This window comes from Shinella lacus (assembly GCF_010994755.1).
In the GTDB taxonomy this organism is placed as follows: domain Bacteria; phylum Pseudomonadota; class Alphaproteobacteria; order Rhizobiales; family Rhizobiaceae; genus Shinella; species Shinella lacus.
This window is the reverse complement of record NZ_WHSB02000009.1, coordinates 18,895-35,007: the sequence shown is the minus strand read 5'-3', so window position 1 is coordinate 35,007 and position 16,113 is coordinate 18,895. Positions and strand designations below refer to the sequence as shown.

At 65.9% G+C, this 16,113-nt stretch carries 19 protein-coding genes; 6 read left to right on the top strand and 13 right to left on the bottom strand.

The window, feature by feature from the left end; all coding sequences use genetic code 11:
• The first annotated feature begins 152 nt into the window (after positions 1-152).
• Positions 153-1,580: a mannose-1-phosphate guanylyltransferase/mannose-6-phosphate isomerase gene (locus tag GB927_RS22230; protein ID WP_256119406.1), complete on the top strand. Its 1,428-nt coding sequence runs from the start codon at positions 153-155 to the stop codon at positions 1,578-1,580.
• On the opposite strand, the gene GB927_RS22225 is transcribed toward GB927_RS22230, so the two are convergent.
• From GB927_RS22225 to GB927_RS22210, 4 genes are all read right to left on the bottom strand, one after another.
• Positions 1,581-2,330, bottom strand: a complete 750-nt coding sequence (locus GB927_RS22225) for a metallophosphoesterase family protein (protein ID WP_256119404.1) — start codon at positions 2,328-2,330, stop codon at positions 1,581-1,583.
• Positions 2,331-2,486: 156 nt separating this feature from the next.
• Complete coding sequence (locus GB927_RS22220) at positions 2,487-3,068, bottom strand: hypothetical protein (protein WP_256119403.1); 582 nt, start codon at positions 3,066-3,068, stop codon at positions 2,487-2,489.
• Between the two features lie 20 nt (positions 3,069-3,088).
• On the bottom strand, positions 3,089-3,850 hold the full coding sequence (locus tag GB927_RS22215) for a DUF6030 family protein (RefSeq protein WP_256119401.1): 762 nt from the start codon (positions 3,848-3,850) through the stop codon (positions 3,089-3,091).
• Positions 3,851-4,005: 155 nt separating this feature from the next.
• On the bottom strand, positions 4,006-4,932 hold the full coding sequence (locus GB927_RS22210) for a LysR substrate-binding domain-containing protein (RefSeq protein WP_256119400.1): 927 nt from the start codon (positions 4,930-4,932) through the stop codon (positions 4,006-4,008).
• Positions 4,933-5,024: 92 nt separating this feature from the next.
• Here GB927_RS22210 and GB927_RS22205 point away from each other — a divergent pair, with 92 nt between their 5' ends.
• The 4 genes from GB927_RS22205 to ubiG all read left to right on the top strand — a co-directional run bounded on the left by GB927_RS22205 (position 5,025) and on the right by ubiG (position 9,650).
• Entirely contained in the window at positions 5,025-6,167 is a 1,143-nt protein-coding gene (locus GB927_RS22205; RefSeq protein ID WP_256119399.1) for an iron-containing alcohol dehydrogenase, read from the top strand.
• Between the two features lie 9 nt (positions 6,168-6,176).
• Positions 6,177-7,676: an aldehyde dehydrogenase gene (locus tag GB927_RS22200; protein ID WP_256119398.1), complete on the top strand. Its 1,500-nt coding sequence runs from the start codon at positions 6,177-6,179 to the stop codon at positions 7,674-7,676.
• Positions 7,677-7,697: 21 nt separating this feature from the next.
• The gene (locus tag GB927_RS22195; RefSeq protein WP_256119397.1) at positions 7,698-8,822 is read left to right on the top strand and encodes a mandelate racemase/muconate lactonizing enzyme family protein; all 1,125 of its coding nucleotides are present in this window, start codon (positions 7,698-7,700) and stop codon (positions 8,820-8,822) included.
• Positions 8,823-8,900: 78 nt separating this feature from the next.
• Positions 8,901-9,650: a bifunctional 2-polyprenyl-6-hydroxyphenol methylase/3-demethylubiquinol 3-O-methyltransferase UbiG gene (gene ubiG / locus GB927_RS22190; RefSeq protein ID WP_256119396.1), complete on the top strand. Its 750-nt coding sequence runs from the start codon at positions 8,901-8,903 to the stop codon at positions 9,648-9,650.
• On the opposite strand, the gene GB927_RS22185 is transcribed toward ubiG, so the two are convergent.
• From GB927_RS22185 to GB927_RS22170, 4 genes are read right to left on the bottom strand one after another with little or no spacing between them, the layout of a single operon-like run.
• On the bottom strand, positions 9,651-10,079 hold the full coding sequence (locus GB927_RS22185) for a DUF1178 family protein (RefSeq protein WP_256119395.1): 429 nt from the start codon (positions 10,077-10,079) through the stop codon (positions 9,651-9,653).
• On the bottom strand, positions 10,076-10,933 hold the full coding sequence (locus GB927_RS22180) for a carbon-nitrogen hydrolase family protein (protein WP_256119394.1): 858 nt from the start codon (positions 10,931-10,933) through the stop codon (positions 10,076-10,078). Before GB927_RS22180 ends, GB927_RS22185 begins: the two co-directional genes overlap by 4 nt.
• Positions 10,934-10,943: 10 nt before the next feature.
• Positions 10,944-11,201 (bottom strand): glutaredoxin 3, encoded by a 258-nt coding sequence (gene grxC / locus GB927_RS22175; RefSeq protein ID WP_256119393.1) that lies wholly within the window; start codon positions 11,199-11,201, stop codon positions 10,944-10,946.
• 35 nt (positions 11,202-11,236) lie between these two features.
• The gene (locus GB927_RS22170) at positions 11,237-12,028 is read right to left on the bottom strand and encodes a ComF family protein (RefSeq protein WP_256119577.1); all 792 of its coding nucleotides are present in this window, start codon (positions 12,026-12,028) and stop codon (positions 11,237-11,239) included.
• Between the two features lie 61 nt (positions 12,029-12,089).
• Between GB927_RS22170 and GB927_RS22165 the strand changes: the two genes are divergently transcribed.
• Positions 12,090-12,959, top strand: coding sequence for a methyltransferase domain-containing protein (locus tag GB927_RS22165; RefSeq protein ID WP_256119392.1), 870 nt, complete (start codon positions 12,090-12,092; stop codon positions 12,957-12,959).
• Positions 12,960-12,965: 6 nt separating this feature from the next.
• Here the strand turns inward: GB927_RS22165 and GB927_RS22160 are convergent, their stop codons facing one another.
• The 5 genes from GB927_RS22160 to argJ all read right to left on the bottom strand — a co-directional run bounded on the left by GB927_RS22160 (position 12,966) and on the right by argJ (position 16,063).
• Entirely contained in the window at positions 12,966-13,148 is a 183-nt protein-coding gene (locus GB927_RS22160; RefSeq protein WP_256119391.1) for a Flp family type IVb pilin, read from the bottom strand.
• 23 nt (positions 13,149-13,171) lie between these two features.
• Complete coding sequence (locus tag GB927_RS22155; RefSeq protein WP_256119390.1) at positions 13,172-13,489, bottom strand: hypothetical protein; 318 nt, start codon at positions 13,487-13,489, stop codon at positions 13,172-13,174.
• A 127-nt stretch (positions 13,490-13,616) separates the two neighbouring features.
• Complete coding sequence (gene mutT, locus GB927_RS22150; RefSeq protein ID WP_256119389.1) at positions 13,617-14,039, bottom strand: 8-oxo-dGTP diphosphatase MutT; 423 nt, start codon at positions 14,037-14,039, stop codon at positions 13,617-13,619.
• Positions 14,036-14,818, bottom strand: coding sequence for a GNAT family N-acetyltransferase (locus GB927_RS22145; RefSeq protein ID WP_256119388.1), 783 nt, complete (start codon positions 14,816-14,818; stop codon positions 14,036-14,038). The genes mutT and GB927_RS22145 overlap by 4 nt, the downstream gene beginning before the upstream one ends.
• A 12-nt stretch (positions 14,819-14,830) precedes the next feature.
• Entirely contained in the window at positions 14,831-16,063 is a 1,233-nt protein-coding gene (gene argJ / locus GB927_RS22140; RefSeq protein WP_256119387.1) for a bifunctional glutamate N-acetyltransferase/amino-acid acetyltransferase ArgJ, read from the bottom strand.
• Between the last annotated feature and the right edge of the window lie 50 nt (positions 16,064-16,113).

Sequence of the window (16,113 nt, the reverse complement as noted above, 5' to 3'; positions counted from 1 at the left end):
AGATCCGCTTGCTGAGGGAACAGGGTCTCTTTACCTTATCAGCAAGAATGCTCATCGGCGGGGGCTGCCGGGCGTCCGATTTTGCTGTTTCTTTACGGCAGGGATGGAGAGTGGCCCCAAAATGGCTGGCTCCAGCATCAGGACGAGGAATGATGACCCGCAAGATCGTACCCGTAATCATGGCTGGCGGTAAGGGCACGCGGCTCTGGCCCCTGTCGCGCGCCTCCGCGCCAAAACAGTTCCTCGAATTCCTCGGTGAGACGACGCTGTTCCAGAAGACGCTGGCGCGCGTTTCCGACACCGCGCTCTACGAGCCGGCGATCGTCGTGACCAACAGCGATTTCCGCTTCCTCGTCGCCGAGCAGGCGCGCGCCGCGGATGCGCCGCTCACCTCGATCCTGCTGGAGCCCGTCGCGCGCAACACCGCGCCGGCGCTCGCCGCCGCCGCCACGCTCATCGCGCGCCTCCACGGCGACGACGCCGTCATGCAGGTGCTGGCCTCCGACCACGAGATCGATGCGAACGACGTCTATTTCGACTGTATCGCCCGGGCACGGGCCGCAGCACAGGCCGGCCGCCTCGTCACCTTCGGCATCACGCCCAGCGAGCCCGCGACCGGCTACGGCTATATCGAGATCGGCGAGGACCTCGGCAACGGCGCCAATGCCGTGCGTCGCTTCGTCGAGAAGCCGGATCGCGACAAGGCGGCGGAGATGCTTTCGGCAGGCGGCTATCTGTGGAATTCCGGCATGTTCATGCTGCCCGTCGGCCTGTTCCTGCGCGAGCTCCGGCAATATGCGCCGGAGGTGCTGGATGCGGCGAGCGAAGCGGTCGCGAAGGCGAAACACGACCTCGATTTCGAACGGCTCGACGAGGGGGCCTTTTCGCGCGCGCCCGATATCTCCGTCGACTATGCGATCTTCGAGAAAACGCCGATCGCCGCCGTCGTGCCGTCGCCCATCACCTGGTCCGACCTCGGAAGCTGGGATTCCGTCTGGAAGACCGGCAAGCAGGACGAGGCCGGCAACGTCGCGGATGGCAGCACGACCGTGCTCGACACGCGCAATTCGCTGGTCATCTCGCGTGATATCCATGTCGCCGTGCAGGGCCTCGACAATGTGGCCGTCATCGCCAGCGAAGACGCCGTCTATGTCGGCCGCATGGAAGACAGCCAGAATGTCGGCAAGCTGGTGAAGCATCTCGCGGCGCTGCCGAAGACGGCGAAGCTGACGGAGACGCACCCGACCTCCTACCGCCCCTGGGGTGGCTATACGTCCGTGCTGAACGGCGAGCGCTTCCAAGTGAAGCGCCTCTTCGTGACACCCGGCAAGCGGCTTTCGCTGCAAAAGCACCACCATCGCTCCGAACACTGGATCGTGGTGCGCGGCACGGCGGAGGTGACGATCGGCGACAAGACGGTCATGCTGCGCGAAAACGAATCCGTCTACATCCCGCAGGGCGAGGTGCATCGCCTTGCCAATCCCGGAAAGATCCTGCTCGAACTGATCGAGGTGCAGACCGGCTCCTATCTCGGCGAGGACGATATCATCCGCATCGAGGACGAATTCGGCCGCGGCTGATCAGAGAAGCGTGGCGCCTTCCGGCGTCACCTTCAGCGCCGTCAGGCGGCCGCTCGCGTAACAGGTGGTGTCGATGCAGATCCGGTCCGTGCCGAAGACCGGCTCGGGTCCTGCGGTATGGCCGTGGATGACGGTGATCGGCAGGCCGGGGCCTTCGCTGAGGAACGGTTCGCGGATCCAGATCATGTCGTAATCCTTCTGCTGCGGAAGGGGCACGCCCGGCTGGATGCCGGCATGAACGAAGAGCCGGCGGCCGCTCAAGGCCGCGATCGGCAGGTCTTGCAGGAAGGCGATGTGGTGTGGCGGCACGCGCTGGCGAAGCGCCTCGCCGAGGGCCCGCATGCCGCGCTCGCCGTAGCGATAGTCCGCAAGGTCGATGCCGTAGGAGCGCAGCGTCGCATCGCCGCCATAGTCCAGCCAGCGCAGGTGCTGCAGCGGGTCGATGATGAATTTCAGGAACGTATCGTCATGATTGCCGCAGAGTGCGATGCGCTCGATGCCGTCGGCATGGCGCTCCGTCGCCAGATGCTCGATTACCGCATTGGATGCCGGTCCGCGGTCGACATAATCCCCCAGATAGAGGATCAGCGGCGGCACGCCGGCATAGGCCGCGGCATCGGCGCGGATCTTCTCCTCCAGTGCCAGCACGGCATCGTGGCAGCCGTGCACGTCGCCGATCGCGTAGATCAGCGGCTGGTCGGCGGGAAGCGTCAGACGGCGGCGGCGCAGCGGGGGTAGGGCAATGCTCATATTCGACGTCATAGCGGGGAAGGCGGCCGACGGGAACCGGCAAAGTGGCGCATCCATAGAGCCTGTGTGCTTCAGTCAGAACCACACAGGCTCTATGTCTTTTTGTTTCCGTTTGTCTTATCGGGAAAACCGGTTCCCACTTTTCCCTGACAAACTCTAACGCCGCCTGACGGGCGGGCAGCGGCCGAGCGCGCGGCATTCCGCATCGATCCAGATGCCGGCCTTCTTCTGCATCGCCTGCTGCTGCGCCGGCACTCCTTCCGGCGTCGCCGCCCAGGCCGCGCCGGCGGCGATCAGCGCCTGGGCGATATCCTTGCCGCCGGATGTGCAGGTGAGGAAGGTGGCGGGGCCGATGCGGAAATCCTGCTCGCAGAAGAGCGTGCGGTTGGCGACGAGCTGCCGCAGCACGATCCGCGCCTTCTGGCCGCACACCGCGATGGCGCCACCTTCGCCGCGGCAGAACCGTTTCGCATCGACAGCGATCGCGTTCGTCAGCACATAGAGCCGGTCGCCATCGCGAAAGGACGTGCTGTCGAGCACGGTGACGCGGCTGCTGACGGGGATGCGCAGCGGCGTCATGATGTGCTCGACCGCCAGCCGTTCATAGGTCTGCTTGCTGCGGTCGACGCGCACGGGCTTGTCGGTCCAGATCGGATCGTCGGAGGCGGCACCCGGCAGGAGTTCCGCTGCCATTGCCGCCATGGTGGTGACGAGCAGCAGGAGGAGGGCTGCGATCATCGGCCTTGTTCGCAAGTGCATCACATTTTTTCCGCGAGCGGCAGCCAGCGGCTGCGGTCGAAATAATCCGGCAGGTAGGAGCCGCGGTTACGCGTGCGGTCCGGGTTGATGGTGAAATTGTAGCGCGGCGTTTCGCCGAATTCCTTCTTGAGCTGGATGCGGTTGCCGAAGCGGATGATGTCGAACTCCTTGAGCGCCCGGATGTTCTCGAAAATATCGGGGGCCTCTTCCCAGCGCACCTCGTCGAGAAAGACCTCGATGGCATTGATGACGGCATCGGTCACCTGGGTTTGCGTCGCCGGGTTCTCGATATTCAGCTTGAGGCGGAAGGAGGAGACGCGGGTTTCGGCATTGCCCTTGATCGACAGGAAGACGGAGGAGGACGGGTTCGGCCCGTCGCGCTCATGGGCGAATTCACGGTAGGACTGGCACTCCCAGCTCTGCTGGTCGAAGACGCCGGCCTTCCAGCCGGAATTGACGAAGCCGCCGCGGCGCAGCGCCTCGCAGAGCGCTTCCGGCGCCTTGCGGATCGTGCGCACGAACTGGGTCTGCGTGGGCGTGACGGGGGTCAGCAGCCGTTCGGAAATAAGACCCTCGGGGCGCGGCATGCGGTTGCCCTTCATCTCGTAGGGGCGCAGCGCGCGTTCGCGCGGTTGGGCCTCTATCGGGTCGTAGCCGAAGCGGGCGAGCAGCAGGTTGAGATTGCGGTAATCGTTGGCGAGGAGCACGGTCGCGCCGATCGCTCCGAGCAGCACGATGGCGAAGAGCCCGAAGACAACCAAGCCGGATCTGCCTTGCTTCCGCTCCGTCATGCCGAACCGCGCCGTTGCCCGTGTCGATGCGGCCGCCGGGTGGGGGCCAGGCCCCGGCCACGGCCGATCTTTCGTTCCTGATAGGCCACAAGGCGCACGCCTGCAAGCGCGGCCCAGCGCGCGCCTCACGCGGCGCTGCGCGAGGCCAGCAGGCTTTCATGCAGCATCAGCACCTCCGGCGGCGCGGTGCGAAATTTCGGCAGGCCGAGATGGTAGCCGTAGCCGGTGACGAGGCTCGTCCCGCCGAGCTGCACGAGGGTGCCCGCGGCAAGCTCGGCGGCGATGAGATCGAGGCTGCCGAGCGCCACCCCGTCGCCGCTGCGTGCGGCATCGATCGCCAGCGCATAGGTGGAGAAGGTGAGATGCGGCCGGGGCAGCGGCCGGCGCCGAAAGGTTTCGGGCGCGACGCGCTCCAGCCAGGGGCGGAAGGAAATCCAGTTGGCGTTGAAGCGCTCGTAGTCGATGAGGTCGAGGCCGGCGAGATCGGCCGGGGCGAGCGTGGCGGGATCGAGCCCCTTGCGGGCGATGTAGCCGGGCGCCGCGACTGGCGCCAGTTCCTCGGCCAGAAGCGGCGTCAGGTTCCAGCGCGGGTGCTCGCCGGCGGAATAGAGGATGACGAGGTCGTTGTTTTCCGAGGCGAGGTCGGCGGGGCTGTCGACGGTGACGAGGCGAATGGAAACGCCGGGATTGTCGCGGGCGAAATCGCGCAGGCGCGGGCCGAGCCAAAGATGAGAGACGGAGCCGCTGGCGGCAAGCGAGATGCTCTGGCCGGCGCCGGTGCGGAAGGGTTCGAGGCTCTCTTCGAGATAGTCGAGCGAGGCGCGCACGCGCTGGAACAGCTTTTCGCCGCGCGGCGTCAGCGACAGGTTCTTGCCGGCGCGGGCGAAGAGCTGCGTGCCGAGATGGTCTTCCAGTCCCTTGATGCGGCGGCTGACGGCGGCCTGCGTGATGTTGAGCTCGCGCCCGGCGCGGGAAAAGTTCATGTGCCGGCAGGCGGCGTCGAAGACGCGAAAGGCTTCCAGCGGGATATGGGCGAGCAGACCGACTTTCATGATCTGATGTTATCAAAAAGCCCGAAAAATCCAAGGATTTGAAAATCTGAAATCGTGATGCACGGTTCGGGAAATCGTCTGGGGGATTTTCCGTGAAGTTCGTTACGTCTTTCGTGCCCGATATCCGCTTCGGCGACGGGGCTCATGACACCATCGCCGCCTCCGCCCGCGCGCTCGGCGCGGAAAAGGTGCTCGTCGTCATCGATGGTTTCCTTGCCAACAGCGGCCTTGGCGAACGCCTGGCAGCGCAATTCGCCGCGGAAGGCGTGGCCGCGGATTTCTATTCGGACTTTGCCGGCGAGCCGAAGCTTGCGCATGTGCAGGCCGCAACGGCGGCGGCCCGCGGCAAGGATCTCGTCGTCGGCCTCGGCGGCGGGTCGGCGCTGGATATTGCCAAGATCGCGGCCTGCGCGGCGGCTGCTTCCGAAGACCCGATGCATTATGCGCTTGCCGCCAATCCATTGCCGAAGGCGCCCCTGAAGAAGATCATGGTGCCGACGACAGCGGGCACCGGCTCGGAAACCTCGGCGACGACGATCTTTGCCGGGCCGCAGGGCAAGAAACTCTGGATCTGGGGGCCGGAGACCAAGGCGGACCTCGTGCTGCTTGACCCGGCGCTGACGGTGACGCTGCCGGCGAACCTCACCGCCTGGTGCGGCCTCGATGCCTTCGTGCACGCCTTCGAGGCGGCGACCAACCGCAATGCCCATGCGGGTGCGGCGCTCTATGCCCATGCGGCGCTCGGCCTGTTGACGGAAGCGCTGGAAACGGCGGTGAAGAACCCGGCGGATATCGAAGCGCGCGGCAAGGTGCTGCTCGGCTCGTGTTATGCCGGCGTCGCCATCGACAATTGCGGCACGGCGATCGCCCACAATATCAGCCATGCGCTTGCCGGCCTTGCGCCGGTGCATCACGGGCTTGCCACGGCGCTCGGCTTCGAGGCCACGCTCGCCTGGCTGGTCGAGGCCGACACGGCGGATCTTGCGGCGGCGGCGCGGGCCTGCGGGCTCTCCGATGCGGCGATGTTGCCGGGCTTTGTTGGCGACCTGATGGACCGCTGCGGCATCGTCCGCGCGCTGCCAAAAGCCTTTGCGGATTTCACCACCGCCGATCTCGCCCGCGAAATGCGCGCGCCGGAAAACCAGCCAATGCGCCGCTCGACGGTGCGCGAGATTTCCGACGCCGATATCGAAACCTTCGCGGCCGCAATGATGGCCCTGCCCAAGACGCTCTGAGGACCCGATATGACCGAACAGTTCAGCCGCGCCTATTGGGAAGACCGCCTTGCCGGCCTATCGCTTGATCGGGGGCATTTCATCGAGGGCAAGGTGCAGCCCGCCGCTTCCGGCAAGACGTTCACCCGCACGCGCCCGATGGATGGCCAGCCCGGCGCCGTGCTGGCGCGCGGCGATGTGGCGGATGTCGATCTCGCGGTCGCTTCCGCCCGCAAGGCCTTTGCCAGCGCCGTGTGGCGCGGTAAGGAGCCGATCGAGAAGAAGAAGATCATGCTGCGCTGGGCGGAGCTGATCCGTGCCCATGGCGAGGAGCTGGCGCTGCTGGAGACGCTCGATGTCGGCAAGCCTGTGCAGGCCTCGCTTGGCGTCGATGTGCGGCTCTGCGCCGAGGGCATCCAGTATTACGGTGAGATGGTCGACAAGCTCTATGACGAGATCGCCCCGACGGGACCGAAGGCGCGCGCGCTGGTGCGCAAGGTGCCGCTCGGCGTCATCGCGGCGATCACGCCGTGGAACTATCCGATGATCATCGACGCCTGGAAGCTCGGGCCGGCGATTGCGGCCGGCAATTCCGTCGTGCTGAAGCCGGCGGAACAGTCGTCGCTTTCGGCGCTGCGGCTGGCGGAACTGGCAATCGAGGCGGGCCTGCCCGCCGGCGTCTTCAATATCATTACCGGTTTTGGCGAGGAAGTGGGAAAGCCGCTGGCGCTACACATGGATGTCGACATGGTCGCCTTCACCGGCTCGACCGAGGTCGGCAAGCTGATCATGGGCTATGCGGCCCAATCGAACCTCAAGCGCGTGGCGCTGGAACTCGGCGGCAAGTCGCCGCTCGTCGTCTTCGAGGATGCCGATCTCGATGCGGCCGCCAGTGCCGCCGCCTGGGGCTGTTTCTACAATTCCGGCGAGACCTGCCACGCCGCCACCCGCCTCGTTGTGCAGCGTTCGGTGCAGGACAAGTTGATCGAGAAGATCGAGGCCGTTGTGAAGCGCGAGATCGCGCTGGCGCACCCTTTCGAGCCCTCCGCACAGATCGGTGCGCTGATCGAGGTGGAGCACATGGACAAGGTGTTGGGCCTGATCGCCACGGGCGAGAAAGATGGCGGGCGCCGCGTCTTTGGGGCGGAGCGGGTATTGTCGGAGACCGGCGGCTATTACGTCTCGCCGGGCGTCATCACCGATGTGACGAATGACATGCGCATCGCGCGGCAGGAGATCTTTGGGCCGGTGCTGGCGGCGATTGCCTTCGACACCGAGGAAGAGGCCCTCACCATCGCCAACGACACGATCTACGGGCTGGCCGGCGCCGTCTTCACCCGCGACATGGACCGGGCGCACCGCTTCTCCGAGGCGATCCATGCCGGTACGGTCTGGATCAACACCTACGACATGTCGAATTTCGCCACGCCCTTCGGCGGCTTCAAGCAATCCGGCTTCGGTCGCGACCGCTCGGTGCATGCGATCGACAAATATTGCGATTACAAGACGATCTGGCAGCAGTTCGGCTAACGTTTTGAAGGGGAGGGGCGCATGAGCAAGATCGTATCCATCGGGATCAGCCATCACCGGCTGCCGCTCGATCCGCCGTTCAAGGCAAGCTGGGACGGCCGGCCGCGCCGGCATTTCGACGCGACGATCGTGCGCGTGAGCGATGACGAGGGCCGCGAGGGCATCGGCTCCGGCGACCTGATGAAGGGGTTCGAGGGGCACGAGGACCTGTTCATCGGCCAGGACCCGCGCCATCTCGAACGGCACTACGAGGTGCTGTCGCATATCAATTTCCACTACGGCCGCTGCTGGCCGCTCGATCTCGCACTCTGGGACCTTGCCGGCAAGGTGACCGGCGAGCCGGTCTGGCGCATGCTGGGCGGCCGGGCGGATCGTGTGCGGCTCTACGCCTCCTCGGGCGTGCTGCGCGAGCCCTCCGCCATGGCGGACCAGGCGGAGCGCTATATCGAGGAGGGTTTTCCGGCGATGAAGGTCCGCTTCTCGTCGTCTGCCGGCGGCCGCAATGGCTGGCGCGACGACGTGAAGGCGCTGGAGGCGATCCGTGCGCGCGTCGGCGACCGACTGGAGCTGATGGTCGACTGCAACCAGGGTTGGCGCATGCCCTGGGATACGACGCTGCCCTGGACGTTCAAGGACGCGCTGGTCGTGGCGCGCGAGCTGGAGCGGCTCGGTATCTACTGGATGGAGGAGCCGCTGCACCGCTCCGACCGTAAGGGCATGAAGGCGCTGAAGGAGGCGACGGATATCCGCATTGCCGGCGGCGAGATGACGCGCGAACTCTACGAGTTCCGCGATATCATCGAAGAGCGCGCCTTCGACGTGATCCAGCCGGACGTGGCGCTGGTCGGCGGCATTACCGGCTGCCGGCGGCTCGCCTTCCAGGCGCGCGAGGCGGGCGTCACCTTCACGCCGCACTCCTGGACGAACGGCATCGGCGTGCTCGCCAATGCGCATCTGACGGCGGGTGCGGGGGACGCGCCCTTCCTCGAATATCCCTATGACACGCCGGAATGGAGCGAGGCGCGCCGCGACTATCCGCTCGCGACACCACTGCGCCACGAGAACGGCTGGCTCAAGCTCGGCGAGGCGCCGGGCCTCGGCATCGTGCTCGACGAGGAGCGGCTCAAGGCGACGCGGCTTCCCTGAGCCGCTTCACTTCGCCCCCTTGACATATTCCCCGTGGAGGCCGACTTCACGGGGATACGGACGCGAAGGAGACGAGCCATGAGCGAGGCAGCCCGCACGACGATCGACCAGGCGGAAGTCGACCGGTTTTCGGCGATGGCCGCGGAATGGTGGGATCCGAACGGCAAGTTCCGGCCGTTGCACAAGTTCAATCCGGTCCGCCTCACCTATATCCGCGATCTCGTCTCCGCCCAGTTCGGCCGCGACCCGAAGGCGCATCGCCCGCTCGAAGGCCTGCGCATCCTCGACATCGGCTGCGGCGGCGGCCTGCTCTCCGAGCCGATGGCGCGCATGGGGGCGGAGGTGCTGGGCGCCGATGCTTCGGAAAAGAACATCGGCATTGCCAAGGCGCATGCGGCCGGCAGCGGTGTTCCCGTCGATTACCGCGCGGTGACGGCCGAAGCGCTGGCGGAAGCGGGCGAGACCTTCGATGTCGTGCTTAACATGGAAGTGGTCGAGCATGTCTCAGATGTCGAGTTCTTCCTCACCACCTGCGCCTCGATGGTGCGCCCCGGCGGCGTGATGTTCGTCGCCACGATCAACCGCACGATGAAGGCGGCCGCACTGGCGATCTTCGCCGCGGAAAACGTGCTGCGCTGGTTGCCGCGCGGCACGCATCAATATGAAAAGCTGGTGCGCCCGGAAGAGATCGAGAAGCCGCTCAATGCATCGGGGCTGACGGTGACGGACCGCACCGGCGTGTTCTTCAACCCGCTCACCAACCAGTGGAATCTCTCGAAGGACATGGACGTGAACTACATGATGGTCGCGCGGCGAGCGTCCGCCTGATCAGTTCGTTTCGTCGGGCAGGACGGGAAGGGGTGCCACTTCGACGCCCTCCTCCAGCAGGTCGCGCACCTCTTCGGCGGAGGCCCGGCCGATCAGGCCGCGCTGTTCGGTCTCGCCGTAGTGGATTTTCCGCGCTTCCTCGGGGAAGCGCTCGCCGACATCTTCCGAATTGGCACGGATCGCGGTGACGATCTCGCGGAGCTTGCCCATCATCTCCTTCTGGCCGGCCTGCACGACGAGCTCCTGGCGGCGCTTCCTCTTGCGGGCGGTGGAGACGGAGGGCGCCATCAGGCGCTTGGCGACATGGGCCGAGCCGCAGGTCGGACAGGAGACGAGCGCCATCTTCTGCTGGCGGTCGAAATCGTCCGCCGAGCCGAACCACCCTTCGAAGGTGTGCCCGTTGTCACAGGAAAGCTCGTAGCGGATCAAGCGGCAACGCCCCCCTTCGCGGGTTCGCCTGCCACTTCGAGCGTGAAGGCGCGACCATTGCGCAGGTTGGGGATCTTCTGGTGCGCGGATTTGACGGCGGCGGGGTCGATCTCGGCAAGCACGATGGCCTCGCCCGTGCCGCCGGCAGAGGCGAGCACGCGGCCCCAGGGGTCGATGATCATCGAATGGCCGAAGGTCTCGCGGCCGTCCTCATGCACGCCTGCCTGGGCGGCGGCGATGATATAGACGCCGTTCTCGATGGCGCGGGCGCGCAGCAGCGTTTCCCAATGCGCTTCGCCCGTCTGGCGGGTGAAGGCGGCGGGGACGGAGATGATTTCCGCGCCGGCCTGGGCCTGGATCTTGAAGAGTTCCGGAAAGCGCACGTCGTAGCAGATGGTAAAGCCGAGCTTGGCGAAGGGCAGGTCCGCCATGCGGGCGACGGCGCCCGGCGAATAGACCGCGCTCTCGCGCCAGCTTTCGCCGTTGTCGAGGTCGACGTCGAACATGTGGATCTTGTCGTAGGTGCAGACCTGCGCGCCATCGGGGCCGAAGAGGAAGCCGCGGTTGGCGACCTTGCCGTCGGCAAGCGCAATGGCCGCCGAGCCGACATGTACGTGGATGCCGAGTTCCTTTGCGAGTTCCGCCGCGGCGGCGACCACGAGGTCGTCGGCTTCGGACCGCAGGATCGCCCTGAGCCCTTCGCGATCGCGCTGGAGGGCGCCGGTCATTTCCGGGGTCTGGACATAGACGGCCCCCTTGGCGGCCGCCTCGCGCACGAGGCGCCGCATCGTCTCCACGTTGCGGACGGGGTCGGTCCCGGAGCACATCTGGAGGGCGGCGATCGTGACGGTCATGGGGTTCTCCTCAGGCCGCCAGCAGGGCGTCGAGTTCGCCGGCGCGCTCCAGCGCCTGCAGGTCATCGCAGCCGCCGACATGGCGCTCGTTGATGAAGATCTGCGGGAAGGTGGTGCGGCCGTTGGCGCGCTTGATCATCTCCTGGCGCACATCCGGCGCATAGGTCGCGTCATGCTCTTCGAAGCTCACGCCCTTGGTCTCGAGAAGTTTCTTGGCGGCGCTGCAATAGCCGCAGAATTGACGCGTATAAATAACGACCGAAGCCATGCTTACCTGCTCCAAGACTTGGAAATTCGTCCTTTTCATATAGGTCCGGGAAGGGCCCTTGCAAAGGTCAAAACGGTAATGTCGCTGACACCGGCGCGCTTCAGCGTGCGAGTGACGGCGGCAACGGTGGCGCCGGTCGTATAGACATCGTCGACGAGCACGACGCGCCGGCCGAACAGTGCCTCGCGGCCGGCCGGCGTCACGGTGAAGGCGCCGCGCACGTTTTCCTCGCGCGCCCGGGGGCCGAGGCCGATCTGGCGGCGGGTGCGTTTCGTGCGGCGCACGGCGTCGATCAGCACGGGTTTTTCCGAAAGCCGGCCGAGCGCGCGGGCGAGTTCCGCCGCCTGGTTGAACTTGCGCCAGATCAGGCGGAAGCGGTGCAGGGGAACGGGCAGGATGACGTCTGCCGCCTGCACCGTGCCGTCGCCGGCGCGCAGCATCCATTGCGCCATCATGGGGGCCAGATCCGTGCGGTCGCGATATTTCAGCGAATGCACGAGCACGCGGGCGAGGTCGTCATAGAGCGCCACGGAGCGCAGCCGGTCGAAGGGCGGCGGGGTGGCGATGGCGTCGGCGCTGAGGATACCGGGGCCGAGATCGTGAGTAAACGGCGTGCCGAGCACTTCGCAATAGGGGCGCTCGATGAAGCCGAGTTTCGACCAGCATTGCGGGCAGAGGCTGGCGCGGCTGCCGAGAAGCCTGTCGCAGCCGGGGCAGGCCGGCGGGTAGACGATGTCGAGGGCGGCACGGCCAAGGCCGCGCAGCCGGCGGGCAATGCCCTGCCGGAGCGGGATTGCCGGCAATGCCTCGGCCTCGATTTCGCCCATGCGGTTGACAATAGTCGGTCTTACTGGCCAAAGCGACATGAATTCCGAACGGGATCTTGCCATGGAAACGCTCTTCGACCACGCCCTGATTGACACCAACCGGCTGCGGGCACTGCGCGGCACCCCCGCGGATTTCCTGCTCGACGTGGTGGCGCGGGAGCTTGCGGAGCGCCTCAGCGTCATTGACCGCCGCTTCGAGCGGGCCGTCGAGCTGCATGGCCATACCGGTGCCACCGCGCGGGCGATCGCGGAGACGGGCAAGGTGAACGCCGTCGAGCGGATCGAAAGCGATGCGCGGTTTGCTGCACCCGGCGAGACGCTGACGGTGGCGCCGCTCGAAACGGTGCCGCTGGAACCGCAATCGGTGAACCTCATCGTCTCGCCGCTTTCGCTGCACCTCACCAATGACACGCCGGGCGTCTTCGTGCAGATCCGCCGGGCGCTGAAGCCGGACGGGCTGTTCCTAGCCGCGATCCCCGGCAGCGGCACGTTGCAGGAGTTGCGCGAGGTGCTGCTGGCGGCGGAAAGCGAGATTTCGGGTGGGGCGAGCCCGCGGGTCATTCCCTTTCCGGATGTGCGGGATGTCGGTGCGCTGCTCCAGCGCGGCGGCTTCGCGCTGCCGGTGACGGACAAGGAGGCCTATACGGTCCGCTACGATTCGATCTTTCCGCTGATGCGGGACCTGCGGGCGATGGGCATGGCCAATCCGCTTTCCGGCCGCAGCCGCCGGCCGCTGACACGCGGCATGCTGCTTCGCGCGGCGGAGCTTTATGCGGAGCGTTTTTCGGATCCGGACGGGCGCATCCGCGCGACCTTTTCGGTCATCTACGTCTCGGGCTGGGCACCGCACGAAAGCCAGCAGAAGCCGCTGAAGCCGGGTTCAGCGACGATGCGGCTTGCCGATGCACTGAAGCAGGGCGGCGGGAGCTGATCCGGCCTATTTCGTTCCGGCGGAATCCACACTGTTCGTTATGGCGCCGAAAGTTTTTGCCAAGCCATCGGTGAAGGTTTCCAGGCCTGCCAGCAGGCCAAGCGAGATCAGCGCCAGCAACAGGCCGTATTCGACGGCGGTGGCGCCGTCGCGATCGGAGTAGAATGATTTCAGCAGTCTCAGCACCATTCCCACCCCCGTGTGTGTCCGGTTCAGCAGCCGTTGCCCTGGCCATTGCCATTGACGATGCAGACGGCGCCCGGCATTTCCTGAAGCACGCTGCGGCGCACGGTATAGCGCTTGCCGCCTTCCGACGGGATCGATCCCGTCGAGATCATATCGAATTCGTCCGGCACGTTTGCCATCATGCGCTTGTCGGTCTTCGCCGACAGCACGGGGGTAAGGACCAGCGCAAGCGCTATGACGGCCGTGCCGAACAGCAGAGCAAGGTTCAACGCACCGGTCCGGGTATCTCCGGCCGGCGTGTAATCCTTCTCCTGAACGGCTTTCCAGAAGTCTTCGTCACGCATCTCTGAGTCTCGTAGGCATTCATTGCAACGTTAAGCTCAATCTTTGAACGACGGTGCTAAACGATTGCTTAACGAGACGCGAAAAATGCAGGGTAAATTCCTGCCGAACCCCTCAAAGCCAAACTTCTCAAAGAAGGTCCATCAGGAAGGGGATGAGCGGTTCGTCGGCCGGCGGCATCGGATAATCGCGCAACGCCTTCGCGCGCACCCACTTGATCGCCTGTCCCTCGCGGCCATGGGCCGTGCCCTCGAAGCGGCGGCAGATGTAGAGCGGCATCAGCAGGTGGAAGTCGTCATAGGTGTGGCTGGCGAAGGTCAGTGGTGCCAGGCAGGCGACTTTCGTCTGGATGCCGAGTTCCTCGTCGAGCTCGCGGATCAGCGTCTCCTCGGGCGTCTCGCCCGGCTCGACCTTGCCGCCCGGAAACTCCCACAGGCCGGCAAGCGATTTGCCCTCCGGCCGCTGTGCCAGAAGGATGCGGCCATCGGCATCGACCAGCGCGCAGGCGGCAACGAGCAGGATGCGGCGGGGCTTTGCGATGGTCTCGTTCATGCCGCTTGCGGCCCCCGGTAGCTGTACTGGTAGACGTCGTGGAAACCGGTACGGCGGTAAAGTGCGATGGCCGCCGCATTGTCGGCCTCGACCTGCACCCAGGCGTGGCGCGCACCCTTGAGCTTCGCCCAGCGCAGGCTCGCGTGCAGGATGGCGGTGCCGGTGCCCTGGCCGCGCCGTTCTTCCGCAACGCCAAGCTGGAGGATGCCGACGAGATCGTTGTCGTGCACGGCGATCGTCACCGCCGTCGGGCCGAAATCCGGCTCCTCGAAGATGAAGAGGCCGGTTTCCGGCTTGATGGCGTTGATGATCTCGGTGAGGCCGGGTTTCAGCGCGGGGTCGTCGCCGGCCACGCGGATGCGGGCATCGACGAAACGGCCGACGTCGCGGCTCGGCAGGTGGTCGAGGCCTTCGTCGCGGATCAGGGTGGCGAGGTCCGCCATCATGACGATGGTGCGGCCGTCATCCACCCAGCCCGCCTCGTCCATGAAGGCGACGAGTTTCGGCGGGGTCAGCGGCGTCTGGCGCACCAGCAACGGGCGGCCGTAATCGGCAAAGCGTTTTGCTGCCTTCTGCAGGCGGATATCGATATCGCGCGTGTCGGACGGATCGAGCGGGTTCACCGAATTCAGCCGGCGCGAGGGATGGCCGGCGGTCAGGCGGCAAAGCCAGCTGCCGTCATAGATGACGGAGGCCGCGGGCCAGGCGCGAAACCCGACGGCTTCCAGCCGGCGGACTTTGGGGAGATCGCTTGTCGTCGCTTGTCCGGAAGGGGTCACGCGCTCCGGGCCTCAGCTACGATAGTCGCCGTTGATTTCGACATATTCCTTGGTGAGGTCGCAGGTCCAGACCGTCGCCTTGCCATTGCCGAGGCCGATCTCGACACGCACCGGAATATCCTGGCGCTCCATGACGGCGGTGGTCGCCTCTTCGGAATAGGCTGGATCGCGTTCGCCGTCGACGGCGACGCGCACGTCGCCGAACCAGATGGCGAGGCGGTCGCGGTCGGCCATCTCGCCGGACTTGCCGACGGCCATGACGATGCGGCCCCAATTGGCGTCCTCGCCGGCCACCGCGGTCTTGACCAGCGGCGAATTGGCGATCGACAGGGCAATGCGCTTGGCGGCGTCATCGTTTTCGGCGCCTTCGACGGTGACTTCCACCATCTTGCGCGCACCTTCACCGTCGCGCACGACCTGGAGAGCCAGGTCACGCAGGAGATCGTTGAGGGCGGCGCGGAATCCATCGAGCGAAGCATCGTCCGCCGTCACCGGCGCTTGGCCTTCGGCCGCACCGGTCGCAAAAAGCATCAAGGTGTCGGAGGTCGAGGTGTCGCTGTCGACCGTGACGGAATTGAAGGTCGGGCCGACGCCGGCCGAGAGCAGCGATTGCAGCACCGGGGGCGGGATGTTCGCATCCGTGACGACGAAGGAGAGCATGGTCGCCATGTCGGGCGCGATCATACCGGCGCCCTTGGCGATGCCGTTGATGCGGACGGTGACGCCGCCGAGGTTCGCGGTGCGGGTCGCGACCTTCGGATAGGTATCCGTCGTCATGATCGCCTTGGCGGCTTCGAACCAGAAGTCTTCCGTGGCGGAGGTCCCGAGGCTGTCGAGCACGCCGGAGAATTTCGTGGCGTCGAGCGGTTCGCCGATCACACCGGTCGAGGCGAGGAAAACCTCGCTTTCACTGCAACCGATGGCCTTGGCGGCGGCTTCCGCTGTCATTTTGGTCGATTCGCGGCCCTTGCGGCCGGTGAAGGCGTTCGCATTGCCGGAATTGACGACCACGGCGCGGGCGACGCCGCCCGGCAGATTGGCGCGGCAGAAATCGACCGGCGCCGAGGGGCATTTGGAGCGGGTGAAGACGCCGGCGACCGCTGCGGGGCGATCGAAGATCATCATCAGCACGTCGGTGCGGTTCTTGTATTTGATCCCGGCGGCGGCGGTCGCCATGCGCACGCCACCGACCGGCGGCATTTCGGCATAGGTTTTCGGGGCGAGCGGGGAGATGGAACCGGACATGCTGTTTTCCTGCCTCAAGAAGAGGCCCGGCAAAAAAAAGCCGGGCCATT